Source organism: Pseudomyxococcus flavus, assembly GCF_050038885.1.
GTDB classification, from domain to species: domain Bacteria; phylum Myxococcota; class Myxococcia; order Myxococcales; family Myxococcaceae; genus Myxococcus; species Myxococcus flavus.
Genome location: NZ_CP143624.1, coordinates 7,930,464 through 7,953,792, shown reverse-complemented (window position 1 = coordinate 7,953,792; position 23,329 = coordinate 7,930,464). Strand labels below are relative to the sequence as shown.

Sequence of the window (23,329 nt, the reverse complement as noted above, 5' to 3'; positions counted from 1 at the left end):
CGCGGCGTCCAGCCGCGGCCCTGTACGAAGGTGAGCGAGGCCCGCGCCTTCGTCTTCGTCACACCAGGGCCCGGGCATTCAGCCCGAGGCCGGGCACACTCGAAAGGCGAATGACGCCCTGCTGAGGGCGGTACGGGTGCTCCTCGGGCTCCTTTGCCAGCAGGCGCCCCACCGCGAGCCCGGACGCCAGCGCGCCGGACGGTAGCGCCGCGGCCAGATGCGCCGCGCCGGCCCGAGCGACCACGCCATCGATGGAGCTGGTGACATAGGCCTGCATGCCCAGGCGCGCCGCACGCATCGCGACCACGAGGCAAGGAAGCAGCCCTCCCAGCACCATCGGCTTGAGCACCACGGCCCCCACCGCCGGACCTCCGCCCAGGAGCGGGTCCACCGTCAACAACGCGCGCAGCGCCTCTGGTGAACTCAGCGACTCGTCCGCGGCCACCACGCACGGCGCGCGGCGCTGGACCCGCCACAGCGCGCCCAGGTCCTCCGGCGGCGTGGGCTGCTCAATCAGCTCCAGGTTGTACCAGCCGAGTCGATCCAGGGCGCGCTTGGCGTCCGGCTCGGACCAGCCGCCATTCGCATCCAGGCGGAGCCTCACGTCCGGCCCCACCGCCTCGCGCACGGCCTTCACGCGGGCCTCGTCGTCATCCAGGGAGCGGCCGGCGACCTTCAGCTTCAGCGTCCCGAAGCCTTCCGCCACGGCCTGGCGGGCCTCCTCCGCCAGCGCCTCGGTGCTGTCGGCGCCCAGCAGGGCATTCACCGACACCTCCGTCCGCGCCTCCTCCGCGAGCAGCCAGCACAGGGGAACGCCCTGGCGCTGCGCGAGCAGGTCCAGCAGCGCCAGCTCCAGCGCGTGCTCCGCGGCGGGCATGGGCCCCTGCGGGGTCGTCTGCCGAGCGCGGATGCGCACCCCCTCGCCTCGCGCCACCGCTGGAGGAAACGGTGACAGCGTGTCCTCGATGGCCCGCACCGAATCGCCCAGGAACTGCCCCTTCAGCTCGGACAGCCACGCGTTCAGCGTCACGCCACAGTCGGCGAGCGACTCCGTCCCGAAGGCGGGCAGTGGCATGGCCTCACCCAGGCCCTCGCGGCCGTCCTCGTCCACCACCCGGACGATGAAGCCTTCGCGGACCGTGTGCGCCCCCTGGGACGTCTTCAGGGGCTGACGCAGCTCCAAACGGTGGGGGATGAGCGAAACCTGGGCAATGCGCATGGACTCACATCATCTCAGGTAGAGGCCCAGGGCGAACAGCATCCCGAACACGAGTTGCAGCCGCGCCGTGGCGCCCAGGGCCGGATTCAGCGCCGCGCCCTCCTCTTTCAGCACCCTTTTCAGTGGCGGCACCGCCAGCGGCAGGCTCAGCAGGCACAGGAAGACCCAGGGACTGGCGAGCTGCAGCGCGAACATCGCGAAGGGCGTGGCATAGGAGAGCACCAGCAGGAGCACGTACTCCGCCTTCCCCATGCCGGTGCCGAAGCGCACGGCCAGGGTCCGCTTGCCCGCCTTCACGTCCGTCGTCACGTCGCGCAGGTTGTTGACGACGATGAGCATGGTGCCGCTGGCCCCCACCGGCACCGCGGCCCACCACGCCGCCGGGTCCACCGTCCCCGCCTGCACGTAGTAGGTGCCCGTCACCGCCACCAGGCCGAAGAAGATGAAGACGAACACGTCACCGAGGCCGTTGTAGCCCAGGGGGAACGGGCCTCCCGTGTACGCATAGCCGCACAGCAGCGACGCCAGGCCGATGGCGATGATGGGCCAGCCGCCCACCATCACCAGATAGAGCCCCACGGCCGTGGCCAGCGCGAAGCACACGCCAGCGCCCGCCAGCACCGTGCCCGGAGCGATGAGGCCGCTCTGCGTCACACGCTGGGGCCCGAGCCGCTCGTGCGTGTCCGCGCCCTTCTTGAAGTCGTAATAGTCGTTGATGAAGTTGGTGCCGATCTGGATGAGCACCGCGCCCAGCAGCGCCGCCAGCGCGGGCAGCCACCGGCCCACGCCCAGACCGAACGCCAGTCCCGTGCCCACCGCCACCGGCACCAGCGCCGCCGTCAGCGTCTTGGGCCGCGCCGCCATCACCCAGTGCTTCACCCCGGGACGAGGCTTCACCGGGAGCGGGCCCTGCGCCGGAACCGAGGTGCTCACGACGTCACCCTTCCCTCACCCGCCACCGTGGGGCTGTCGAACTGCGGGGCCTCGTACCAGGGCGTCTGGAGGAAGCCCAGGACCTCGCGGGCGTACGCTTCCGGGGCCTCCAGGTGGGGCGCGTGGCCGCAGCCCTCGAAGGCATGGCGCCACACGACCGGCAGTTCCATGGCCATGCGCCGGGCAATCTGCGTGAACTTCGCGTCCTCGGCGCCCGTCAGCAGGAGCGTGGGCAGCCGCTGGGCATGGAGCGCCGGCCAGAAGTCCGGCTGGACGCCCAGGCCCAGGCACTCGAGAGCCCCCGCGAGCCCCTCCGGCGTGCATGCGCGGCGCAGGGCCCGCAGGGTGTCCTTGCGCGCCTGCGGAAGCCGCCGCAGCCCTTCGAACAGCGGCAGCTGCTCCCAGCGGTCCACGAAGGCGTCCACACCTCGCGAGCGGATGAACGCCGCCAGCTGCCCGTCCGCGTCGCGTCGCGCCGCGCGCTCCTGACGCCGGTGCAGTCCTGGAGAACCACTCTCCATGATGAGCCGGCCGAAGCGGTCCGGCGCACGCACGGCCGCGGCCAGCGCCACGCGAGCGCCCTGCGAATAGCCCAGCAGGTCCACGGGCCCCAGGTCCAGCGAGTCCACCAGCGACACGAGCGCGTCGACCGTCTCCAGGAAGCCGTCACGCCCCTTCGCGTCCGGCAACGGCGTGGCACCGTGGCCCGGCAGGTCCACCGCCACCGCGCGCACATCGCGTCCCAGCAGCGGGCGCAGCCCGTCGAAGGCCCTGCGGCTCCCGGTGAAGCCGTGCAGCAGCACGAGCGGACGGGAACCCTCACCCCACATCTCGTAAGCCAGCTTCACGCCCATGGTCCATCTCCCAGGGAAGCGGTCATTCGAGCAAACAGCCGCCGGTGCTCATCCACGTTCGCATCGCGGTCCACGCGCACCTCCACCAGGTGGAGCCCGCCTTCCAGGCCCTCGCGCACCGCGGTCCGGAGCGCCGTGGGCGTCCCTGGCCGGTGGAACCGTGCGCCGCCCAGCGCTGCCGCGTGGGACAGGTCCACGCCGTGCGGCGTGCCGAAGAGCGTCTCGAACGCGTCACGCGGCGCTGCCTGGGCAATGGGCAGGAACGAGAAGATGCCGCCGCCGTCGTTGTTCACCGCCACCACCGTCAGCGGCACCCGGGCGCGCGCAGCGGTGACGAAGGCCCCCACGTCGTGCAGCAACGCCAGGTCGCCGGTGAGCAGCACCGCGGGCCGCCCCACCGCCGCGGCCATGCCCAGCGCACTGGACACGATGCCGTCGATGCCGTTGGCCCCGCGGTTGGCCAGGACGCGCAGCGGCACGGCACCCGCCGGGGCGAACGCGTCCACGTCGCGGATGGGCATGCTGCTGGACACGAAGAGCAGCGCCCCGGTGGGGAGCGCCGCCACCACCTCACGGGCGATGCGCGGCTCGGAGAGCGTGTCGGGCTGCTCCGCGAACGCGGCCTCCAGCGCCGTGCGGACCCGCTGCTCGGCGGCCAGGAAGCTGCGCGCCCACGGCCCCGCGCCGCGCGCGAGTCCTCGCGACAGCGCCTCGCACGCCGCCACCGCCGAGCCCTCCACCACCGTCGCCGCGCGGTGCGCCGGGTCGAAGAGCGCGCCCCCATCACTGAAGAGCACGATGTCCGCGCCGGAGCCGTCCAACCACTGCTGCGGCACCTTGGGCGTCAGCCCGCCCCCGAAGCGCAGCACCAGCTCCGGTCGGTGGGCCCTCGCGAAGGGGGCGTGGCGCAGCAGCGCGTCGTAGTACGACACGGTGAGCGGCCCTCCACCATAGCGGGCCTGGGACGTGGACTCGGCCAGCACGGGATAGCCCGTTGCCTGCGACAGCGCGCTGATGGCCTCCGCGAAGCCGTCCGCCTCGTCGCGCGGGCCGCAGACGATGACCCCGCGCGACGTCTCGGCGATGCACCGCCGCACCTCGTCCAGGATGGCCGCGTCCGGCACCGGCGCGGGCGGCACGATGCGCGTGAGCGGCGCACCCGGGCGCCCCGACTTCGCCAGCGGGCTCAAAGCAGCCTCGGCGAAGGACTCCGCCACCGGCGCCAGCGGCTCGCGGAAGGGCACGTTGAGCTGCACGGCGCCCCGGGGCGCGCGCCATGCACTGACGACGGCGCGCGCGACGGTGGCGCGCATGTGCATCAGCGCGGCCTCGTGCGCCTCGGGCAGGCCGAGGTCCGCGAAGAACCGGGCGTGCTCTCCAAAGAAGCGCGCCTGCGACACCGTCTGCGGCGCCCCCCACCCCTGGAGCTCCAGGGGACGGTCCGCCGTCAGCACCACCAGGGGGACGTGGGACAGCGCGGCCTCGATGACCGCCGGATAGAAGTGCGCGCCCGCCGTGCCGCTGGTCGCCACCACCACGGCCGGGGCGCGCGACTGCTTCGCGAGCCCCAGGGCGAAGAAGCCCGCGCTGCGCTCATCGATGACGGACCAGGTGCGAAGACCCTCCGCCCCGGCACACGCCAGCGCGAGCGGCGACGAGCGCGAACCCGGGCACACCACCGCGTGCCGGACCCCGCCGCGCACGAGCTCCTCCAGCAACGCGCGCGCCCACAGCACGTTGAGGTTAGCGTCGGACGACATCCCCGCCTCCCAGCGCCCGCAACATGGCCAGGCTCTTCATCTCCGTCTCCCGCCACTCCGAATCGGCATTGGAGCCAGCCACCAGCCCCACCCCGACGAACAGCCGCGCCGTCGCGCCCTTCACCCGCGCCGAACGCAGCGCCACCATCAGGTGCGCACGCTCCGGCCCCACCCAGCCCACCGGCCCCGCATACCACCCGCGGTCCAGCCCCTCGTGCTCCACCAGGAAGGACAGCGCGCGCTCACGCGGCGTCCCGCCCACGGCCGGCGTGGGATGCAGCGCGGCCACCACCTGCGCCGGCGTCACGCCCGGGCGAAGCTCCGCGCGAAAGCCCGTCCGCAGGTGCACCACGTTCTTCAGCGTCAGCAGCGCGGGCTCGGGGTCCGAGGTCACCTGCTCCGCCAGCGGCTTCAGCGCCGCGACGAGGTAGCGCACCACCGACTGGTGCTCGCGCACGTCCTTGTCCTGTCCGCGCAGCCCGTCCGCCTGCCCGGGCGCGGCGGTGCCCGCGAGGGCCTCCGTCTCCAGCACCTGCCCGTCCACGCGGCACAGCGTCTCCGGCGTCGCCCCCAGGAAGCACGTCCCGTCCGGCGCCCGGAAGTGGAAGGTGGCGCAGCGCGGGTTCTGCTCTCTCAGCCGCGCCAGCACGTCCACCACGTCGAAGGGCGCGGGCCCCTCCGCGTCCAGGGGGCGCGCCAGCACCACCTTCTGGAGATGGCCGGAGGCAATCGCGTCCAGCGCCCGCTGCACCCGGGCCTCGAAGTCCGGCCGCGACGCGCGCAACTCCAGCGCCACTGGCTCGCCCCGCGCATGCCGGTACGTCTCCGGGAAGCAGGCGCGCACGCGCTCCAGCCGCGAGCGGACCACGTCCTCACCGCCGCGACCTTCCTCGGCGAACGCCACCGCGCACACGCCGCGCCCCGAGCGGAACACCAGCACCTCGGGCAGCGTCCAGCGCGTCACGCCGTGCGAGGCCCACGCCGCGTCCACCGTGCCGGACGCTCCGAAGCGGATGCCACCGAACCAGGGGCCCGGCATCGACGCCGGGGCCTCGCCCAGCCAGCGCACCGGCACGCGGCCCAGCGAGGCCAGCACCTCCGGGATGTCGGAAGCGTCGTGCGCCTCGACCACCGCCGCCTCGCCCCACCCCGCCGCCGCTTCCTGTGCCAGCGGGCGCTCCCAATAGAGGGTTGGAACGCCCAGCACGTCCGCACCCGCGAGCGGATCCACCACCGCCAGGGGCGTCATTCCTGCCACCCAGCGCTGGCTCTCAACGGGTTTGAGCGTCTTCATCAGCGTTCCTCATCGGCGATTGCGGCGCAATCACCTTCGGTTGTCTTCTAAGCCATCTCGGCTATACATGCACCAAGGAGTTCAAAACCTCTTGAACTCCATGAATGGGAGGGTCCGTGGGAGGCAAGCGGCCAGACGAATCACCCGGGTCCGGACGGGCTCCGGGCGCACTGCGGGTGCTCCGCGCGGAGCGGCCCGAGGGCACCCGGGTTCGAGTGGGACCGGTGGAGTTCGGAGGGCCCGGCTTCGTCGTCATGGCGGGCCCGTGCGCGGTGGAAGGCGTCGAGCAGGTGCAACACGCCGCCGCCATGGTAGCCGCGGCGGGCGCCCACGTGCTGCGCGGCGGCGTATTCAAGCCTCGCACCAGCCCCTACGCGTTCCAGGGCATGGGCGAGCCGGGCCTGCACGTGCTGGCGGAGGCGGGACGGCGCCACGGAATGCCCATCATCAGCGAGGTGATGGAGGCGGCCCAGATTCCCCTCATGGAGGAGTCCACGGACATCCTCCAGGTGGGCGCGCGCAACATGCAGAACTACTCGCTGCTGCGGGCGCTGGGGAAGGTGCGAAAGCCCGTGCTGCTCAAACGAGGTCTGGCGGCCACGCTCCAGGAGTGGCTGCTGGCGGCCGAGTACATCCTCGACGGCGGCAACGAGCAGGTGCTGCTGTGTGAGCGCGGCATCCGCACCTTCGAGACGGAGCTGCGCAACACGCTGGACCTGGCGGCGGTGGCCTGGGCCAAGCAGCGCACCCACCTGCCCGTTATCGTCGACCCCTCGCATGCGACGGGGGTCCCGGAGCTCATCCTCCCCATGTCGCTGGCGGCGGCTGCCGCGGGGGCGGATGGTTTGCTGATTGAAGTCCACCCGAAACCGGAGCAGGCCATGTGCGATGGGCACCAGGCGCTGACGCCGGAGCGCTTCGAGACCTTGATGCGCAGGCTGCCAGCCGTGCTAGACGCGGTGGACCGACACCTTTGGAGGCCGGAGACCCCGGCCCAGGTCGTGAGGGCGCGATGAGTACCGAAGTCCGTGAGATGTTCTCTTCCATCGCCACGAAGTACGACGTGACGAACGAGGTTCTCTCGTTCGGCATCCACCGGCTGTGGCGCAGGAAGGCCGTCCGGCTCAGCGGCGCCAAGGATGGCGACCGGATCCTCGACTGCGCCTCGGGCACGGGGGACCTGGCCCTGGCCTTCAAGCGGAAGGTGGGCACGTCGGGCCGCGTGGTGGGCACCGACTTCTGCCCGGAGATGCTGGAGAGCGCCCCGGCCAAGGCGGAGAAGGCGGGCCTGCAGGTGGAGTTCCAGGTGGCCGACGCCATGGACCTGCCCTTCGCGGCCAACAGCTTCGACGTGGCGTCCATCTCCTTCGGCATCCGCAACGTGGATGACCCGGTGAAGTGCTTGAAGGAGATGGCGCGGGTGGTCCGGCCGGGCGGCCGTGTGGTGGTGCTGGAGTTCGGCCAACCCACCGGCGCGTTCGGCGCGCTGTTCCGCTTCTACAGCAAGACGGTGATGCCCGCCGTGGGTGGCCTGCTGACCGGCAACCGCGCCGCGTATCAGTACCTGCCGCGGACCTCCGCCGCGTTCCCCGCGGGTGACAGGTTCCTGGACCTGATGGACCAGGCCGGTGCGTACGCGGAGCGAGCCGCGCATCCCCTCACGTTCGGCACCGCCTACGTCTATGTCGGCACGGTCCGCTGAGGAGCGGCGGCACCTCGTTGACGAAATACTCGCCTCGGTCGATCCCCGGCTCGCGCCGGGACTGAGGGAGGCGGTCGCCCGCCCTGGGCCCGCCCTCTACCCCGTCTCCGGACAGACGGTGGTGATTGCCGGCCACCGGAGCGCGGGCAAGTCGCGCCTGCTGCCCATCGTGGCCCGTATGCTCGGGCGGCCCGGCCTGGACCTGGACGCCCATCTGGAGCGCCTGCACGGGCGCCCGCTGCGCAGCTGGGTGGCCGAAGCGCCCCAGGCCTTCCGCGCCGCCGAGCGCCGCGCCCTGCTGGAGCTGCCGCCCGGTGGGCTGGTGGCCGTGGGGGGCGGCTTCCTCTCGCACCACCCCGAAGCCCTGGCGGGGCACTTCATCCTGGTCGTCCCCGTGTGCTTCGACACCTACCGTGAGCGCCTGCTCGCGGACCGGACGCGCCCGCGCTTGCGCGCCGATGTGTCGCTCGAAGAAGAGCTGTCCTCCGTGTTCCATGAGCGCGAGGCACTTCACGCCCGCGTCCCCACCGTGGCCCTGGAGGACTTCCTCCGGGGCTGCCTTGCTTCCGAGGTGCCCCTGTGACGCCCGCCCGGCGCGTCGTCACCCTGCCCCCCACCGTGCTCGGCGAGGACGCCGTCCGCTTCGCACGGGATTGCCAGCGCCGCGGCGCGGACGTCCTGGAGATTCGCACGGACCTGCACGCCGCGGACGCCGTCGCGCCCGGAGCGCTGGCCGCGGTGCTCCCCCTGCTCGTCTCCGAGCGCGGCAAGCCGGTTCCGGAGGCCTGGGTGGCCGCCGCGTGGCGCGTGGACAGGGACCTGATGGATGCCTCGGGTCAGCAGGGCTCGCTGGCGGCGCCTCCGGGGAAGCTGCTCGCGTCGCACCATGCCAGCCGCTCGCTGTCCACCGAGGAAGCGCTCGGGCTCTGGGAGCGTGAGCTGCCCGCGGACGCCCTGGTGAAGCACGTGGAGCCGATGACGGACCCGGCGCACCTCACCACGCTGCTGGAGACGCAGCGCCGGATGATGGAGCGCTTCGGTCCCACGCGCGTCACCGTGCTGGGCATGGGCGCGGTGGCGCTGCCCACGCGCGCGCTGCTCGCACGGAACAATGTGCTCGACTACGTCGCCGCGGGTGGCGCCTGGGTCGCGGCGCCGGGCCAGCGGCTGCTCGACGACGCCGTGCGCGAACTGCGCGGCGCGGACCGCTACACGGTGGCTCCGCCGCTGCGCCTGGGCATCCTCGGGACGTCCATCGTCCACTCGCGCTCGCCGCGCATCCACCGTCAGCCCTTCGACCGCATCGACCTGCCGGAGGACGGCCCCGTCGAGGCCGTCGTGGACGCGCTGCTGCCGCACTATGCGGGCTTCGCCGTCACCAGCCCGTTCAAGCTTCGGCTGGCGAAGCACGCGGGGTCGCCGCTGGACGCCATCAACACGCTCGTCCGCCGGGGCAACCGGTGGGAAGCCTTCAACACCGACACGTTCGGCGCCCGCAAGGTGCTCGAGCGGCTCGGGGCCCGTGAGGTCTTCGTCCTCGGAGATGGCGGCGCGACGTCCGCGCTCCGCTCCGTGGCGAGGGACACGGGCTGCGACTTGCGCGTCTTGCGACGCGCCGACATCCAGGCGCCTCTCACAGGGGCGGGCGTCTGGACGTGGCCCGATAGGGTGCCCGCTCCTGACGACCTGCGCTTCGACGGAGCCCGTGTGGCGGTCATCGCCTACGGCGCTCCGGGCCGGCGCATCGCCGCGGAGATCGTCCGCCGCGGCGGTACTCCGGTCCTGCTGGGTGCGGCGTGGTTCATCGCGCAAGCCCGGCGTCAGCGCCAACTCTGGGAGTCCGCAACATGAATACCTTCGGCGAGCTGTTTCGCCTGACGACATTCGGAGAGAGCCACGGCCCCGCGCTCGGCGCCGTGCTGGATGGATGCCCCGCGGGCGTGCCCCTGACGCGGGAGCAGATCCAGGTGGCGCTGGACCGCCGCCGCCCCGGCCAGTCCACCATCACCACCGCGCGCAGCGAGCCGGACCAGGTGGAAATCCTGTCCGGCGTCTTCGAGGACAAGACGCTGGGCACGCCCATCGCGGCCATCGTGCGCAACACCAACCAGCGCTCGGGGGACTACGACAAGCTGAAGGCCCAGGACCGGCCCGGCCACGCGGACGCCGTGTGGCGCGAGCGCTTCAAGCACCGCGACCACCGCGGCGGCGGCCGCACCAGCGGGCGTGAGACGCTCTGCCGCGTCATCGGAGGCGCCATCGCCGAGGCGTACCTCCAGCGGGACCTGCCCTCCATCCGCACCGTGGCCTACGTGTCGCAGGTGGGCGACCTCGTGGCCGCCGTGCCGGCCCCCGGCCTCACCCGCGGCATGGTGGACGCCCACGCCACGCGCTGCCCGGACGAGAACATCCGCGACGAGATGTCGCGGCGCATCCTCGCCGCGAAGGAGGCCGGCGACAGCCTGGGCGGCGCCATCGACGTGCGCGTGGAGGGCCTGCCCGTGGGCCTGGGCGAGCCCATCTTCGGCAAGCTCAAGGCGCGCATCGCGCAGGCCCTGGGCAGCATCGGCGCCGTCACGGGCGTCGTCTGGGGCCCGCCCGACCTGCTCGAGCGCATCAGCCAGCCCGGCATCCAGTTCCACGCGGTGAAGGACGCCTACGGCGGCATCCAGGGCGGGCTCGCCAACGGTGAGCCCATGCAGCTCCGCACTTTCTTCAAGCCTCCCGCGACGCTGCAGGAGCACGCCAAGGGCGGCCGCCACGACCCGTGCATCATGCCCCGCGCCGTCCCGGTGCTGGAGGCCATGGTGTCGCTCGTCATCGCCGACCTCGTCCTCCACCTCAACGCCAGGCCCCACACGCCATGAGCTCGCTCCCTCCTGGCGCCTACCGTCCTGGCTCCGACCGTTGGGGCTCCTTCGCCCGCCTCGCCAGGAATCTGCCCGAGGGCAGCGTGGCGGTGGTGGACCGCACGGTCGCGAAGCTCCATCCCACCCTCATCCCCACCCTGGCGTCCCGCAACCCGCGCGCCATCATCCAGCTCACCGGCGGCGAGAGTGCCAAGACGTTCACCGCGCTGGAGAAGGTCCTGGCCAGCAGCCTGGCCCTCCCACGCTCCGGCACGCTGCTCGCCGTGGGCGGCGGCACCATCGGTGACGTCTCCACCGTGGCCGCGCACGTCCTCAAGCGCGGCGTGCGCCTGGTGCAGGTGCCCACCACGCTGCTGGCGGCGGTGGACAGCAGCGTCGGCGGCAAGGGCGCGGTCGACATGACGGTGCGCGGGCGCGTGGTGAAGAACCCCGCCGGCGTCTTCCACTACGCGGACGAAGGCTGGGTGTGTCCCGAGTTCTTCGACACCCTCTCCGAGGCGCAGCGGCGCGAGGGCGCGCTGGAGGCCTGGAAGATGGTGGTCAGCCTCGACGCCTCGCTCTTCCGCCGCTACGTACGCAAGCCACCCGCGCTGGAGAAGCTGGTCAAGGACGCGCGCGCCCTCAAGGAGCGCATCTGCGCCGAGGACCCCTACGAGCACTCGGGCCTGCGGCGCGTGCTCAACTTCGGCCACACCTTCGGCCACGTGCTGGAGAGCGTGTCCCGCTTCAAGCTGTCCCACGGTGACGGCGTGGGCCTGGGCATGCTGCTGGCCCTGGACGTGGGCCGTCACCTGGGCGTGACACCGGAGCCCGTGGCCGCCGAGGTCGAGGCCGCGCTGGCGCGGGGCCCGGGCGTGCTGGGCCGCGACCGCGCCGCCGCCCTGCTCCGCCGCGCGCCGATGAAGGACGTGGTGGCCCTGCTCACCGCCGACAAGAAGGCCGGCGCCAAGGGAGAGCTGCGCATGGTGCTGCTGACGGGCATTGGCACCACCGAGGTGCGCGACGTGGAGGAGTCACAATGGCGCGCCCTGTGGCCCGCGTGGACGAAGGGGGTGCGCCCGTGAGCACGGCGAAGGCCTCTCGCATTCTCGTGGACCCCTCCGGCCTGCGGCCCGCCGCGCTCACCCCGCCGGTGTCCAAGTCGGACGCGCAACGCGCGCTGGTGCTGGGACACCTCACCGGCGCGTGGCCGCTGCCCTCCGTCCAGGCCGAACCGGACGAGGACCTCCCCGCCGACGTGCGCGTGCTCCGCCGGGGCGTGGAGGCCCTGCGCCTGCCACCCGACACCGTGCGAGACATCGACTGCGCGGACGGCGGCGCCCCCTTCCGCATCCTCGTCACGCAGGCGGCGGTGACGCCCGGCGCCCAGGCGCGCTTCACCGGCACCCCGCGCCTGGGGGAGCGGCCCCATGGTGCGCTCTTCACCTCGCTGCGGGAGACGCTGGGGCCCGCGGGCCTCACCCTCACCGACGGCGCACCCTGGCCGGTGACGCTCCAGGCGCCGCGAGACACGGCGAATGTCACGCCTGTGTTTCGCGTGCCCGGCGCCCAGAGCAGCCAGTACGCCTCCAGCCTGCTGCTGGGCTGCGCGGCGCTGTACCTGCGCGAGCGGCGGCCCTGGCGCGTGGAGATTGAAGGGCTCCTCACCAGCGCCGGCTACCTGGAGCTGACGCTGACGTGGCTGCGGCGCTTCGGCTTCGACATCCAGGCGGCGCCGTCCAGCTACACCGTGGCCGGGTATACGCCGCCCCCGTCCGTCCCCACGCTGCCGGGGGACTGGTCCTCCCTGGGCTACCTGCTGCTGGTGGCGTGGAAGACGGGCGGCACCGTGGTGCGGGCGGACACGGGAAGTGCCCATCCGGACGATGCGATTGTCCGGCTCGTCGAGCAGGTGGGCCTGCGCGCCGTCCCCACCCACGAGCCCTTCACGCTGAAGGTGGAGGGCCAACTCTCTGGCGGCCTGCGCGCGTCCGGAGAGGAGTGCCCGGACCTGCTCCCCACGCTGGCGGCGCTCGCCTGCGTGCTCCCCGCGCCGTCCACGCTCACCGAAGTCGGCATCCTCCGGGTCAAGGAGAGCGACCGGCTGGAAGGCATCCGCACGCTCGTCGCGGCCTTTGGTGGAACAACGAAGCTCCAGGGCGAGCGGCTCGAAATCCACCCACCCCGCATGCCGCCCACGGGCTTCGAGATGAGTAGCCAGGGAGACCATCGCCTCGCGATGACAGCTGCCACCCTGTGTGTCTTGTCCGGAACGCCGCTGACACTCACGGGGCCGGAGTGCGTGGAGAAGAGCTTTCCGGGCTTCTGGCGTCAGCTGGCGAGGGTGGGCGTTCGGATAACTGATGCACCCTGAGACCATCAGTGTCCGACCAGCAGACTTATCGTTCTTTTTTGTTGAAAGCACTCTCCGCCCTGTGAAATCTCCGCCCCATGGCCAAGGACACGCTGACGATCACCGACAATCGGACCGGGAAGACCTACGAGGTCCCGATCGAGAACGGCTGTATTCGCACCAATGCTCTCCGCCAGATCAAAACGGGCGACGATGACTTTGGGTTGATGGGCTACGACCCGGCGTTCCTCAACACAGCCAACTGTAAGAGCGCCATCACCTTCATCGATGGAGACAAGGGTATCCTGGAGTACCGGGGCTACCCCATCGAGCAGCTCGCCGAGAAGTCGAGCTTCCTCGAGGTCGCCTACCTCCTGCTCAACGGTGAGCTTCCCACGCCGAAGGAGCTGGAGCAGTTCACCCACCTCGTCACGCACCACACCTACGTGCACGAGAACGTGAAGAGCTTCATGGACGGGTTCCGCTACGACGCGCACCCGATGTCCATGCTCAGCTCCACGGTCGCGGCGCTGTCCAGCTTCTACCCCGACGCGAAGAACATCAAGGACCCGCTCAGCCGCCGCATCCAGATCACGCGGCTGATCGCGAAGATGCCCACCATCGCCGCGTTCTCGTACCGGCACACGATGGGCCTGCCGTACATCTACCCGGACAACGACCTGTCCTACGTCGCCAACTTCCTGGCGATGATCAAGCGCATCGGCACGTCGACCTACAAGGTCCACCCCGTGCTCGAGCGCGCGCTCGACATCCTCTTCATCCTCCACGCGGACCACGAGCAGAACTGCTCCACCACGTCCGTGCGCACGGTGGGCTCGTCCGAAGTGGACCCCTACTCGGCGGTCAGCGCGGGCATCGGCGCCCTCTACGGCCCGCTGCACGGCGGCGCCAACGAGGCCGTGCTCCGCATGCTCCGGGACATCGGCCACATCTCCAAGATTCCGGAGTTCATCAAGTCGGTGAAGAGCGGCGAGGGTGAGAAGAAGCTGATGGGCTTCGGTCACCGCGTCTACAAGTCCTACGACCCGCGCGCCAAGGTCATCAAGCGCGTGGCCGACGAGGTCTTCGAGGTCACGGGCAAGAACCCGCTGCTCGAGATCGCCGTCGAGCTGGAGCGCATCGCGCTCGAGGACGAGTACTTCGTGAAGCGCAAGCTGTACCCGAACGTCGACTTCTACTCGGGCCTCATCTACGAGGCCATGGGCTTCCAGGTCGAGATGTTCCCGGTGCTCTTCGCCATCCCCCGCACGGTGGGCTGGTGCGCGCAGTGGGAGGAGATGGTGACGGACAACGAGCAGAAGATCGCCCGTCCGCGCCAGGTGTACACGGGCGCCACGCGCCGCGACTACGTCCCCATGGACAAGCGCGCCGCCAAGTAGTCCGTGACACGAGGCCCGCGCAGCTGGCGTGGGCCTGAAGCACGAAGGGGCGAGGGACCGCGAGGTTCCCGCCCCTTTCGCTTTTCCGCGCACGCCTGGCGCGGCGTTCGGCTCAGCCCGTCCGGGTGCCGGACTGCGGCTCCTCGTAGAGGGACTCGACGACGCGGGCGTACTTCTCCGCCACCACGTTGCGACGCACGCTCAGCTTCGGCGTCAGCTCGCCGCCCTCCACGGAGAAGTCCCTCGGCAGGACGGCGAAGCGCTTGATGGTCTCGAAGCGCGACAGCTTCGGGTTCACGTCGCGCTCCACGCGCTCCTGGAGGAGCTGGTGCACCCGCGGGTCCTCCGCGAGCTGGGACACGTCCTCCGGCCACCCCTGGGCCCTGGCGAGGGCGCGCGCCTTCTCCGCGTCCAGCGTGAGCAGCGCCACCAGGTAATTGCGGCGCTCACCGAGCACCACCGCCTGCCCCACCCCGGGCAGGGCCTTCAGCAGCTCCTCGATATTGGAGGGCGACGTCTTCTTCCCGCCGGAGGTGACGATGATGTCCTTCTTGCGGCCGGTAATCTGGACGTAGCCGTCCGCGTCGAGCTGGCCCACGTCCCCGGAGTGCAGCCACCCGTCCGCCAGCAGCTCGGCCGTGGCCTCGGGGTTCTTGTAGTAGCCCATGCAGACGTTGCCGCCCCGCACGAGCAGCTCGCCGTCCTCCGCGATGCGCAGCTCCACGCCCATCATCGCCCGCCCCACGGAGCCCAGGCGCGTGTGGGACTCGGTATTCACCGTGCCGGGCCCCGTCACCTCCGTCATGCCCCACACCTCGTGGATGACGATGTCGATGGAGGCGAAGAAGTCGAGCACGTCCCGGCCGATGGGCGCCGCCGCGGTGGCGAAGAAGGACACCCGCTCCATGCCGATGCGCTCCTTCAGCGGCGCGAAGATGAGCTTGCGGGCCAGCTGGTACTGGGCCTCCATCGTCATGGGCACGCTCTGGTGCCGCATCACCCGCTCGTTCCGCTCCGCGGCGATGCGCCGCGCCCAGGCCACCACCCGGCGCTTCGTGGGGGGCTGTGCGTTGAGCCCCTCCTCCGCCTTCGCCTTGAACTTCTCCCACACCCGGGGCACGCCGAAGAAGAACGAGGGGCGCACCTCCCGCAGGCTCTGCGGCATCGTGTCCACCGACGTCGCGAAGAACACCTGCACCCCGTTCAGCAGGGGGCTGTGGAGCGAGATGATCTGCTCCGCGATGTGCGACAGTGGCAGATACGACACCAGCGAGGACGCGTCCGGCCGGCCGAAGGTCACCGAGTCCGTGAGCTGCTTCGCCGTCCACACCAGGTTGTGGTGGCTGAGCATCACCCCCTTGGGCTGGCCGGTGGTCCCCGAGGTGTAGATGAGCGTGCCCAGGGCCTCCGGCTTCAGGGCGTGGACGCTGTCCCAGTACGGCTTCTCGTCCGCGCCGGCGCCCATGGCCAGGACGTCCGCGTAGCGCAGCACGCCCTCCGGGAGCACCGCGGGCGCCTCGATGACGACCAGGTGGCGCAGCTTCGGCAGGCGCTCCCGCAGGGCCAGGCCGGTGCGCAGGTGCTTCTCGTTCTCCACCACCAGGAGGGTCGCCTCGCAGTGGCCCAGGATGTACTCGAGCTGCTCCACCGCGCTGGTGGTGTACAGACCGACAGGGACCCCACCCATGGCGATGGTGGCCAGGTCGGCGACATGCCACTCCTCGCGGTTGAAGCTCAGGATGCCCACGGGCTGCCCCGCCCCCACCCCGAGCGCGTGCAACCCCAGGGCGAAGCGCTTCACCCGCTGCGCGTACTCGAACCACGAGGTGGGCGCATAGGCGCCCCCGCGGCGCGTCCACAGGGCCGGCCGATGCTCCTGCTGCGTGGCCCGGTCATGGAGCGCATGCACCACCGTCTTGGGAAGGTCCATGCCCTGAACGCTAGCGGATGCAAGGCCCCCCACCAATGGCCCCGCGTCTCGGACGTTGACAGCTGGTTGGAGTGCTTTGTATGCCGCGCCCGACCATGAGCATCGACTTCACCTGCCAGAAGTGCGAGGCGAGCTTCGAGCTGGACGCTCAGGACCTCATCGAAGGGACTGAGAAAATCGTCTGCCCGCATTGCGACGCCAAGGCGCCCGCCAACCTCACGGAAGACTTCGTCGCCGCCCTCACGGAGATGCGCGCGCAGATCGCCGCACTCGACAAGCGCTTCGCCGTGTCGATGACGCTGGAGTCCGAGGACCTGGAGGACATGCTCGACGACGACGAGGACGACGAGGACGAGGATGAGTCCGAGGACGACGACCTCGACGAGGATGAGGACGAGGACGTCGACGACGAGGAGGACTACGACGAGGACGAGGACGACGACGACCGTCGTTGAGCCCGTCCGCCTGCCCCCCGGCCCGGTGAGCGCTCCCGAAGCCAGGGGGTAACCGGGCCTGGAGTGCAACCCTCCCGGGAGATGGCCGGGTGCGTAGGTTAGAAGCGTGAAAACGCCCAACCGCGCCACTTTGTTCGTCGCACCTCTCTCGGCCGTGCTTCTGGCGCTCGGAGGGCTGCTGATGTTTCCCGCCTTCGTCCCTCCGGAGGCCCTCGCGGCCCTCGGAAAAGCCCAGGGCCAGCCCTGCATCACCGAAGGCGGAGACGACCCCAAGGCCTGCACGGAGCTCGTGGAGCTCGAGGTGCAGGACGTCGTCCCGCTGGAGGAGGCCCAGGCCCACGCCGTGGTCCTGGCCACCAAGGACAAGGGCATCGTCCTCCCCGTCTTCGTGGACGAGGCCTCCGCCATCTCCATCGCCTTCCGGCTGGCGCAGCGCCAGCCACCCCAGCCGCTCGCCCAGGACCTGCTGGATGACGTGGTGTCGGAGCTCGGCGGCAAGGTCACCGAGGTCCGCATCGACGACCTGCGCGACAACGTCTACTCGGGTCGCGTCTTCCTGGAGCAGGGCAAGCGGAAGATGACCCTGGAGGCGCGCCCCTCGGACTCCATCGCCATGGCGCTCTCCAGCGACGCCCGCATCCGCGTCACGCGCAAGGTGCTGACGCTGGCCGGCATCACCCGCGAGGAGATTGAGGGACTGCAGCAGGAAGGCCCTGGCGTGGGCGGCAGCGGGCCCCTGGACATGCCGGACTTCCCCGCCCCGGGCGCGCCGAGCGAGCCGCCCATCGACATGGACATGGAGGCGCTGCCTCCAGGGCACCCGCCGACGGCCCCATCGCCATCGTCGCTGGGGACGGGCAAGGAAATCGAGCTCTAGGCCCTCGCAAGAAAGCCCGGCCCCCCCTCCCAGGGTTGCCGGGCTTTCTCTCTCTGCCATCGAGAGCGCAAAGGCTCCGCGTGGCCCGAAACCGGGCACCGCGTCGGCAGAAGAGTTAGTCCCGCGGGCGCAAGGCTGTCAAGCCGGGCACCCGGCCGCCTAGGATGCGCGGCCCTATGCGCAAGGCGAAAATCATCTGCACCCTGGGCCCCGCCTCTGACACTCCCGAGGTCATCGAAGGGCTGATCCGCGCGGGTATGAACATGGCGCGGCTGAACTTCTCGCACGGCACGCACGAGGAGCACCGCCGCCGGGTGGAAACCATCCGCAAGGTGGCGCGGCGCCTGGGCGCGCCGGTGGCCATCCTCCAGGACATCCAGGGCCCGAAAATCCGCCTGGGCCGCTTCGACGGCGGGCAGCTCCTGGTGAAGCCCGGCCAGGCCGTCACGGTGACGACGCGGAACGTCCTGGGGACGGAGTCCCTCATCCCCACGCCCATCAAGTCGCTGGTGAAGGACGTGGCCAAGGGCCATGAAATCCTCCTGGACGACGGGCGCGTGCGCCTGCGCGTGCAGCGCGTGGAGGGGCCGGACGTGCGGTGCCGCGTGGAGGTGGGCGGCGTGCTGAAGAACCACAAGGGCCTCAACCTGCCCGGCTCGCCCATGTCGGTGCCCACGATTACGCGCAAGGACGCGGCGGACCTGGCGTTCGGCCAGGAGGTGGGCGTGGACTACGTGGCCCTGTCCTTCGTCCGCACGCCGGAGGACATCAAGAAGGCGCGCGCGCACGTGGCGAAGCTGAAGACGCCGCTCATCGCGAAGATTGAGAAGCCGCAGGCCGTGGAGTGCGTGGAGGAGATTGCCGCCGTCGCGGATGGCGTCATGGTGGCGCGCGGCGACCTGGGCGTGGAGATGCCGCTGGAGCAGCTGCCCGCCCTCCAGAAGCACATGGTGAACGTGGTGAACCGCCACGGCGGCCTCGTCATCGTCGCCACGGAGATGCTGGAGAGCATGGTGGCCAACGCCCGGCCCACGCGCGCCGAGGTGTCGGACGTGGCCAACGCCATCCTCGACGGCGCGGACGCCGTGATGCTGTCGGGCGAGACGGCGGCGGGCAAGTACCCCATCGAGGCGGCGGCCACCATGGCGCGCATCGTCGAGGAGACGGAGCGCGGCGTGGTGAAGCACCAGCACCACTCCCCCTTCGAGCGCTCGGAAGACCTGGGCACCGGCGTGGCCGCGGCGGCCGTGGCGGCGGCCACCCAGCTGGGCATCGAGACCATCGTCGCCTACACGGAGAGCGGCCACACCGCGCGCCTCATCTCCGAGTTCCGCCCCCGCGCGCGCATCGTCGCCCTCACCCCGAACGAGTCGGCGGTGAACCGCATGGCGCTCTACTGGGGCGTGACGGGCATGCAGGTGGCGCGCGTGTCGACGACGGACGCCATGCTCAAGCAGGTGCGCGACCTGTGCCGGAAGGAGAAGATCTGCGCGCCCGGCACGCCCGTGGTGGTGGTGGCCGGGGTGCCCCTCAACGTCCCGGGCAACACCAACCTGATGAGCATCCACCGCATCTGAGCCGAGGCCCTGCGCGGCCCCCGGACGTCACCACCGGGGGCCCGGCGCGGGCGGACTCAGAGGACCTTCTGCTCGAAGTCGTAGAGCTTCTCGACGGGGAGCTGGCGGTAGCGCTCCACGTTGAGCGAGCGGCGGGCGCACTCCCACACCAGCTCGTTGGGCGTGCGGTCCGGCTCCTTCTTCTTGCGGCGCTTCACCTCCGCCTTGATGGCCTTCACGGCCACGCGGGGGTGGTAGCAGAAGGCGGAGGAGAACAGCAGGTGGCCACCGAAGGGGATGAGGCGGGCCTCCAGGATGTCGCCCGTCTCCAGGCCCGCCATGTGGCGGCGCTCCGTCACGTCGAAGTCCTTGCCGGAGTACAGCTCGCGCAGTCGGACCTCGCCCTTGCCCAGCTTGCGGACCTCGAAGAGGCCGTGGACCGTCTCCGTGAAGCTCCGGAAGGCGTTGGCCTCCTCGGGCGGGGAGCTGGCCAGGCGCTGCTCGTAGAACTCCGTGGCCGGCGTCTTGCCCGTCAGCGGCGAGACGCGGTCATAGAGGTAGTAGTCCAGGAAGGACGCCATCCGCAGCTCGAAGAGCTTGTCGTCCTCGAAGACCTCGCCCGTCAGACGGAAGTACTCCGCCTTGGCCTGGAGGAGGTCCTCCTTGCGCGACTCGGCACTGCCAAAGGCGATGAGCTGATCCAGGTACGGCTGATAGGAGAGCGGTGACAGCGACGAGGTCATATTCGGTGGCGCCATCCTACTCCGCCATCAGCTTCGCGAACCGGCCGAAGAGATAGCGCGCGTCGTGCGGGCCAGGCGAGGCCTCGGGGTGGTACTGCACGCTGAAGGCCCGCGCATCCGGAACGGCCAGGCCCTCCACCGTGCCGTCGTTGAGGTTGATGTGCGTCACGACCGCCAGGCCCTTGAGGCTGGCGTCATCCACCGCGAAGCCGTGGTTCTGCGCGGTGATTTCCACCTTGCCCGTGGTCAGGTCCTTGACGGGCTGATTTCCGCCCCGGTGGCCAAACTTCATCTTGTACGTCCGGCCCCCCAGGGCCAGCGCCATGATCTGGTGCCCCAGGCAGATGCCGAACACCGGCACCTTGCCCAGCAGCGCCGCCACGGTGCGGTCCGCGCCCTTCACGGCCGCCGGGTCGCCCGGTCCGTTCGCCAGGAAGACGCCGTGGGGCTTGCGCGCCAGGACTTCCTCGGCCGTGGTGTTGGCGGGCACCACCGTCACGCGGCAGCCCACGTCCACCAGGAAGTGCAGCATCGACTTCTTCAGGCCGTAGTCGTAGGCCACCACGTCGAAGCGGGGCTCCGCCGGCGCCTGCACCTCTCCCACCCCGGTGAAGACCTCCGGCGAGGGCTGCGTGAAGGTGTAGGCCTCCTTCGTGGACACGCCCGTGGCCAGGTCCAGGCCCTCCATGCCACGCGCGGAGCGGGCGCGCTCCACCAGCGCCGCGGGGGACAGGCCCTCGCTGGAGATGACGCCCATCTGCGCGCCGTGCTCGCGCAGGTGGCGCACCAGCCGGCGGGTGTCGATGCCCTCGATGCCGGCCACGCCGTTGCGCTTCAGGTACGCGTCCAGGGACTCCTTCGCGCGCCAGTTGGATGGCTGCTCGCTGAGAGCCCGCACCACCATGCCCACCGCGTGGACCCGGGCGCCCTCCTCGTCCACCGGATTGGCGCCGACGTTGCCCATCTCCGGGTACGACATGGTGACAATCTGCCCCACGTACGAGGGGTCCGTGAGGACCTCCTGGTAGCCGTACATGGAGGTGTTGAAGACCACCTCACCCACCGTTTCGCCGACCGCGCCAAAGGCACGGCCCTCGAAAAGGGTGCCATCCGCCAGGGCGAGCACTGCCCGCTTCGTCATCACCGAGACTCCTTGCTCTGGCCGACCTGGCCCTTGTCGAACACCTTCTGGCCCGAGACCCACGTCTGGATAACGCGCCCCTTCTGCTTGCGGCCATGGAACGGCGTATTCCGGCTGCGGGAGTGGAACTGGTGGGCGTCCACCGTCCACTCCACGTCCGGGTCCACCACCGTGACGTCCGCCGGCGCCCCTGGCGCCAGGTGACCGCCCGGCAGGCCGAACGCCCTCGCCGGCCCGTGCGTCAGCAGCTCCACCGCGCGGTTCACGGTGAGCACGCCGGCGTGCACCAGCTCCAGCGTCAACCCCAGGGCCGTCTCCAGCCCCACGATGCCGTTGATGCCCTTCTCGAACTCCACCTGCTTGTCGAGCACGCCGTGCGGCGCGTGGTCCGTCGCGATGGCGTCCACCGTGCCGTCCACCAGCGCCTCGCGCAGGGCCCGCACGTCGCTGTCCGAGCGCAGCGGCGGGGCCATCTTCGCGTGGGTGTCGTAGTCCCCCACCGCGCGGTCATCGAGGATGAAGTGGTGCGGCGCCACCTCGCAGGTGACGCGCAGGCCGCGGCGCTTGGCCTCGCGGATGAGCCGCACGCTGCCCTCGCAGGACACGTGGGCCACGTGCAGCCGGCCCTTCGTCTCCTCCAGGAGCACCAGGTCGCGCGCCACCATGGCCACCTCGGCGGAGGCGGGAATCCCGCGCAGGCCGAGCCGCGTGGACATGGCGCCCTCGTGCATGGCGCCGCCCGCCGACAGCGTCAGGTCCTCCTCGTGGACCATGACGGGCACGTCGAACTGCGTCGCATACTGGAGCGTGCGCCGCATCAGCGACGCGTTCATCACCGGGCGGCCATCGTCGGTGATGGCCACGCAGCCGGCCGACACCAGCTCGCCCATCTCCGCCAGCTCCTCGCCCTTGAGGCCCTTGGTGATGGCCCCGGCCGGGTAGACATGGCACAGCCCGGCCGCGCGGGCGCGGTTCAGCACCAGCTCCGTCACCATGGCGTTGTCGTTGACCACCTTGGTGTTGGGCATGGCCACCACCGCGGTGAAGCCGCCCGCCACCGCGGCGCGGCAACCGGTGAGGACGGTCTCCTTCCCTTCCTCGCCCGGCTCGCGCAGGTGCACGTGCAGGTCGATGAAGCCCGGCACCACCCACTTCCCGGAGGCATCCACCACCTCGGCGCCGGAGGGCACCGGCAGCGGCGCGTCCGACACCTCCACCACCTTGCCGTCCCGCACCAGCACGTCGCGGACGCCGTCCACGCCGTTGCGCGGGTCGATGACACGCCCCCGCTTGAAGAGCACCGTGGAGCTCATGCCGCACACACCTCCAGGATGGCCCGCCGCACGGCGACGCCGTTGGACACCTGCTCCAGGATGACGCTGCGAGGCCCGTCCGCCACCGCCGGCGCCAGCTCCACGCCCCGGTTGATGGGCCCCGGGTGCATCACCAGCGCGTCCGGCTTCATCCGCTCCTCGCGGGCCACGTTGAGGCCGAACAGCCGCGCATATTCCCGCGTCGAGGGCAGGAAGGCCTGCTCCTGCCGCTCGAGCTGGATGCGCAGGCACATCACCGCGTCCGCCTGGGGCAGCGCCGCGTCCAGGTTGTACGTCACCTCCGCGCCCATCGCCTCCAGCCCCGGCGGCAGCAGCGTGGGCGGACCGCAGACCACCACCCGCGCGCCCAGCGTCTTCAGGCACAGCAGGTTGGAGCGGGCCACGCGGCTGTGGAGCACGTCCCCCACGATGAGCACCGTGCGCCCGTCCAGCGAGCCCCAGCGCCGCCGCAGCGTGAAGGCGTCCAGCAGGGCCTGGGAGGGGTGCTCGTGCGTCCCGTCCCCCGCGTTGATGACGGCGCACTTCACGTGCTTCGCCACCAGGTGCGGTGCGCCGGAGGAGCGGTGGCGCATCACGATGGCCACGGGCCCCGTCGCCTCGATGTTGCGCGCGGTGTCCAGCAGCGTCTCACCCTTGGACACCGAGGAGCCGGTGTGAGTCCAGTTGAACACACTGGCTCCCAGCCCCTTGGCTGCCATGTGGAACGACGTGCGCGTCCGGGTGGAGTCCTCGAAGAAGAGGTTCGCCACCACCTTGCCTCGCAGCAGGTGGGTGGCATCGGGTCCGCCGGGCAGGTGTGCCTTCGCCCGGTCGAGCAGTGACTCCAGCTCGTCCCGGCGCCAGCCTTCGATTCCAAGCAGGTGTCTCATGGCCGGGGGCGCCGCGTACCCCGGGGCGTGCGGCACGTCAAGCGTCGAGCGCGACGCGCC

General features: G+C 71.0%; 21 protein-coding genes. 11 read left to right on the top strand and 10 right to left on the bottom strand.

From position 1 onward, the window contains the following. Positions 1-58: 58 nt before the first annotated feature. From menC to VZL07_RS33290, 5 genes are read right to left on the bottom strand one after another with little or no spacing between them, the layout of a single operon-like run. Positions 59-1,219: an o-succinylbenzoate synthase gene (gene menC / locus VZL07_RS33310; protein WP_426751980.1), complete on the bottom strand. Its 1,161-nt coding sequence runs from the start codon at positions 1,217-1,219 to the stop codon at positions 59-61. Between the two features lie 9 nt (positions 1,220-1,228). Continuing rightward, on the bottom strand, positions 1,229-2,152 hold the full coding sequence (locus VZL07_RS33305) for a 1,4-dihydroxy-2-naphthoate polyprenyltransferase (protein WP_426751979.1): 924 nt from the start codon (positions 2,150-2,152) through the stop codon (positions 1,229-1,231). Next, positions 2,149-3,006, bottom strand: a complete 858-nt coding sequence (gene menH / locus VZL07_RS33300) for a 2-succinyl-6-hydroxy-2,4-cyclohexadiene-1-carboxylate synthase (RefSeq protein WP_426751978.1) — start codon at positions 3,004-3,006, stop codon at positions 2,149-2,151. Before menH ends, VZL07_RS33305 begins: the two co-directional genes overlap by 4 nt. Beyond that, complete coding sequence (gene menD, locus VZL07_RS33295; RefSeq protein ID WP_426751977.1) at positions 2,997-4,766, bottom strand: 2-succinyl-5-enolpyruvyl-6-hydroxy-3-cyclohexene-1-carboxylic-acid synthase; 1,770 nt, start codon at positions 4,764-4,766, stop codon at positions 2,997-2,999. Before menD ends, menH begins: the two co-directional genes overlap by 10 nt. Beyond that, complete coding sequence (locus VZL07_RS33290; protein WP_426751976.1) at positions 4,750-6,060, bottom strand: isochorismate synthase; 1,311 nt, start codon at positions 6,058-6,060, stop codon at positions 4,750-4,752. The genes menD and VZL07_RS33290 overlap by 17 nt, the downstream gene beginning before the upstream one ends. A 176-nt stretch (positions 6,061-6,236) precedes the next feature. On the opposite strand from VZL07_RS33290, the gene aroF reads away from it, so the two are divergent. From aroF to VZL07_RS33250, 8 genes are all read left to right on the top strand, one after another. Next, positions 6,237-7,076 (top strand): 3-deoxy-7-phosphoheptulonate synthase, encoded by an 840-nt coding sequence (gene aroF / locus VZL07_RS33285; protein ID WP_426751975.1) that lies wholly within the window; start codon positions 6,237-6,239, stop codon positions 7,074-7,076. Next, positions 7,073-7,762 (top strand): bifunctional demethylmenaquinone methyltransferase/2-methoxy-6-polyprenyl-1,4-benzoquinol methylase UbiE, encoded by a 690-nt coding sequence (ubiE, locus tag VZL07_RS33280; protein ID WP_426751974.1) that lies wholly within the window; start codon positions 7,073-7,075, stop codon positions 7,760-7,762. Before aroF ends, ubiE begins: the two co-directional genes overlap by 4 nt. Before the next feature lie 121 nt (positions 7,763-7,883). After that, positions 7,884-8,345 carry a shikimate kinase gene (locus tag VZL07_RS33275; RefSeq protein WP_426751973.1) on the top strand — a complete coding sequence of 154 codons (462 nt, stop codon included), beginning with the start codon at positions 7,884-7,886 and terminating at the stop codon, positions 8,343-8,345. Next, a complete protein-coding gene (locus VZL07_RS33270) occupies positions 8,342-9,613 on the top strand; it encodes a shikimate dehydrogenase (protein ID WP_426751972.1) in 1,272 nt (423 codons plus the stop codon). Before VZL07_RS33275 ends, VZL07_RS33270 begins: the two co-directional genes overlap by 4 nt. Beyond that, positions 9,610-10,629: a chorismate synthase gene (gene aroC / locus VZL07_RS33265; RefSeq protein ID WP_426751971.1), complete on the top strand. Its 1,020-nt coding sequence runs from the start codon at positions 9,610-9,612 to the stop codon at positions 10,627-10,629. The genes VZL07_RS33270 and aroC overlap by 4 nt, the downstream gene beginning before the upstream one ends. Further along, a complete protein-coding gene (locus VZL07_RS33260; RefSeq protein ID WP_426751970.1) occupies positions 10,626-11,696 on the top strand; it encodes a 3-dehydroquinate synthase in 1,071 nt (356 codons plus the stop codon). The genes aroC and VZL07_RS33260 overlap by 4 nt, the downstream gene beginning before the upstream one ends. After that, positions 11,651-12,985, top strand: a complete 1,335-nt coding sequence (locus VZL07_RS33255) for a 3-phosphoshikimate 1-carboxyvinyltransferase (RefSeq protein ID WP_426751969.1) — start codon at positions 11,651-11,653, stop codon at positions 12,983-12,985. The genes VZL07_RS33260 and VZL07_RS33255 overlap by 46 nt, the downstream gene beginning before the upstream one ends. 77 nt (positions 12,986-13,062) lie before the next feature. Next, positions 13,063-14,364, top strand: coding sequence for a citrate synthase (locus tag VZL07_RS33250; RefSeq protein ID WP_426751968.1), 1,302 nt, complete (start codon positions 13,063-13,065; stop codon positions 14,362-14,364). A gap of 112 nt (positions 14,365-14,476) precedes the next feature. On the opposite strand, the gene VZL07_RS33245 is transcribed toward VZL07_RS33250, so the two are convergent. Continuing rightward, entirely contained in the window at positions 14,477-16,294 is a 1,818-nt protein-coding gene (locus VZL07_RS33245; RefSeq protein ID WP_426751967.1) for an AMP-dependent synthetase/ligase, read from the bottom strand. Between the two features lie 80 nt (positions 16,295-16,374). Here VZL07_RS33245 and VZL07_RS33240 point away from each other — a divergent pair, with 80 nt between their 5' ends. From VZL07_RS33240 to pyk, 3 genes are all read left to right on the top strand, one after another. Next, complete coding sequence (locus VZL07_RS33240) at positions 16,375-16,749, top strand: hypothetical protein (RefSeq protein WP_426751966.1); 375 nt, start codon at positions 16,375-16,377, stop codon at positions 16,747-16,749. 181 nt (positions 16,750-16,930) lie between these two features. Continuing rightward, on the top strand, positions 16,931-17,626 hold the full coding sequence (locus VZL07_RS33235) for a bifunctional nuclease family protein (protein WP_426757423.1): 696 nt from the start codon (positions 16,931-16,933) through the stop codon (positions 17,624-17,626). Positions 17,627-17,802: 176 nt separating this feature from the next. Next, positions 17,803-19,203 carry a pyruvate kinase gene (gene pyk / locus VZL07_RS33230; RefSeq protein ID WP_426751965.1) on the top strand — a complete coding sequence of 467 codons (1,401 nt, stop codon included), beginning with the start codon at positions 17,803-17,805 and terminating at the stop codon, positions 19,201-19,203. Between the two features lie 56 nt (positions 19,204-19,259). Here the strand turns inward: pyk and VZL07_RS33225 are convergent, their stop codons facing one another. The 4 genes from VZL07_RS33225 to VZL07_RS33210 are packed head-to-tail and all read right to left on the bottom strand — an operon-like array spanning position 19,260 to position 23,269. Further along, the gene (locus tag VZL07_RS33225) at positions 19,260-19,925 is read right to left on the bottom strand and encodes a hypothetical protein (protein ID WP_426757422.1); all 666 of its coding nucleotides are present in this window, start codon (positions 19,923-19,925) and stop codon (positions 19,260-19,262) included. 16 nt (positions 19,926-19,941) lie between these two features. After that, positions 19,942-21,066, bottom strand: a complete 1,125-nt coding sequence (carA, locus tag VZL07_RS33220) for a glutamine-hydrolyzing carbamoyl-phosphate synthase small subunit (protein ID WP_426751964.1) — start codon at positions 21,064-21,066, stop codon at positions 19,942-19,944. Further along, positions 21,066-22,379: a dihydroorotase gene (locus VZL07_RS33215; protein WP_426751963.1), complete on the bottom strand. Its 1,314-nt coding sequence runs from the start codon at positions 22,377-22,379 to the stop codon at positions 21,066-21,068. The genes carA and VZL07_RS33215 overlap by 1 nt, the downstream gene beginning before the upstream one ends. Next, positions 22,376-23,269 (bottom strand): aspartate carbamoyltransferase catalytic subunit, encoded by an 894-nt coding sequence (locus VZL07_RS33210; protein ID WP_426751962.1) that lies wholly within the window; start codon positions 23,267-23,269, stop codon positions 22,376-22,378. Before VZL07_RS33210 ends, VZL07_RS33215 begins: the two co-directional genes overlap by 4 nt. Between the last annotated feature and the right edge of the window lie 60 nt (positions 23,270-23,329).

Coding starts and splice junctions, on each gene's coding strand:
- ubiE (WP_426751974.1), top strand. CDS start 7,073: ATGAGTACCGAAGTCCGTGAGATGTTCTCTTCCATCGCCACGAAGTAC.
- carA (WP_426751964.1), bottom strand. CDS start 21,066: ATGACGAAGCGGGCAGTGCTCGCCCTGGCGGATGGCACCCTTTTCGAG.
- VZL07_RS33245 (WP_426751967.1), bottom strand. CDS start 16,294: ATGGACCTTCCCAAGACGGTGGTGCATGCGCTCCATGACCGGGCCACG.
- aroC (WP_426751971.1), top strand. CDS start 9,610: ATGAATACCTTCGGCGAGCTGTTTCGCCTGACGACATTCGGAGAGAGC.
- menD (WP_426751977.1), bottom strand. CDS start 4,766: ATGTCGTCCGACGCTAACCTCAACGTGCTGTGGGCGCGCGCGTTGCTG.
- VZL07_RS33210 (WP_426751962.1), bottom strand. CDS start 23,269: ATGAGACACCTGCTTGGAATCGAAGGCTGGCGCCGGGACGAGCTGGAG.
- VZL07_RS33225 (WP_426757422.1), bottom strand. CDS start 19,925: ATGACCTCGTCGCTGTCACCGCTCTCCTATCAGCCGTACCTGGATCAG.
- VZL07_RS33290 (WP_426751976.1), bottom strand. CDS start 6,060: ATGAAGACGCTCAAACCCGTTGAGAGCCAGCGCTGGGTGGCAGGAATG.
- VZL07_RS33260 (WP_426751970.1), top strand. CDS start 10,626: ATGAGCTCGCTCCCTCCTGGCGCCTACCGTCCTGGCTCCGACCGTTGG.
- menC (WP_426751980.1), bottom strand. CDS start 1,219: ATGCGCATTGCCCAGGTTTCGCTCATCCCCCACCGTTTGGAGCTGCGT.
- menH (WP_426751978.1), bottom strand. CDS start 3,006: ATGGGCGTGAAGCTGGCTTACGAGATGTGGGGTGAGGGTTCCCGTCCG.
- VZL07_RS33215 (WP_426751963.1), bottom strand. CDS start 22,379: ATGAGCTCCACGGTGCTCTTCAAGCGGGGGCGTGTCATCGACCCGCGC.
- VZL07_RS33255 (WP_426751969.1), top strand. CDS start 11,651: ATGGCGCGCCCTGTGGCCCGCGTGGACGAAGGGGGTGCGCCCGTGAGC.
- VZL07_RS33240 (WP_426751966.1), top strand. CDS start 16,375: ATGCCGCGCCCGACCATGAGCATCGACTTCACCTGCCAGAAGTGCGAG.
- pyk (WP_426751965.1), top strand. CDS start 17,803: ATGCGCAAGGCGAAAATCATCTGCACCCTGGGCCCCGCCTCTGACACT.
- VZL07_RS33235 (WP_426757423.1), top strand. CDS start 16,931: ATGTTTCCCGCCTTCGTCCCTCCGGAGGCCCTCGCGGCCCTCGGAAAA.
- VZL07_RS33250 (WP_426751968.1), top strand. CDS start 13,063: ATGGCCAAGGACACGCTGACGATCACCGACAATCGGACCGGGAAGACC.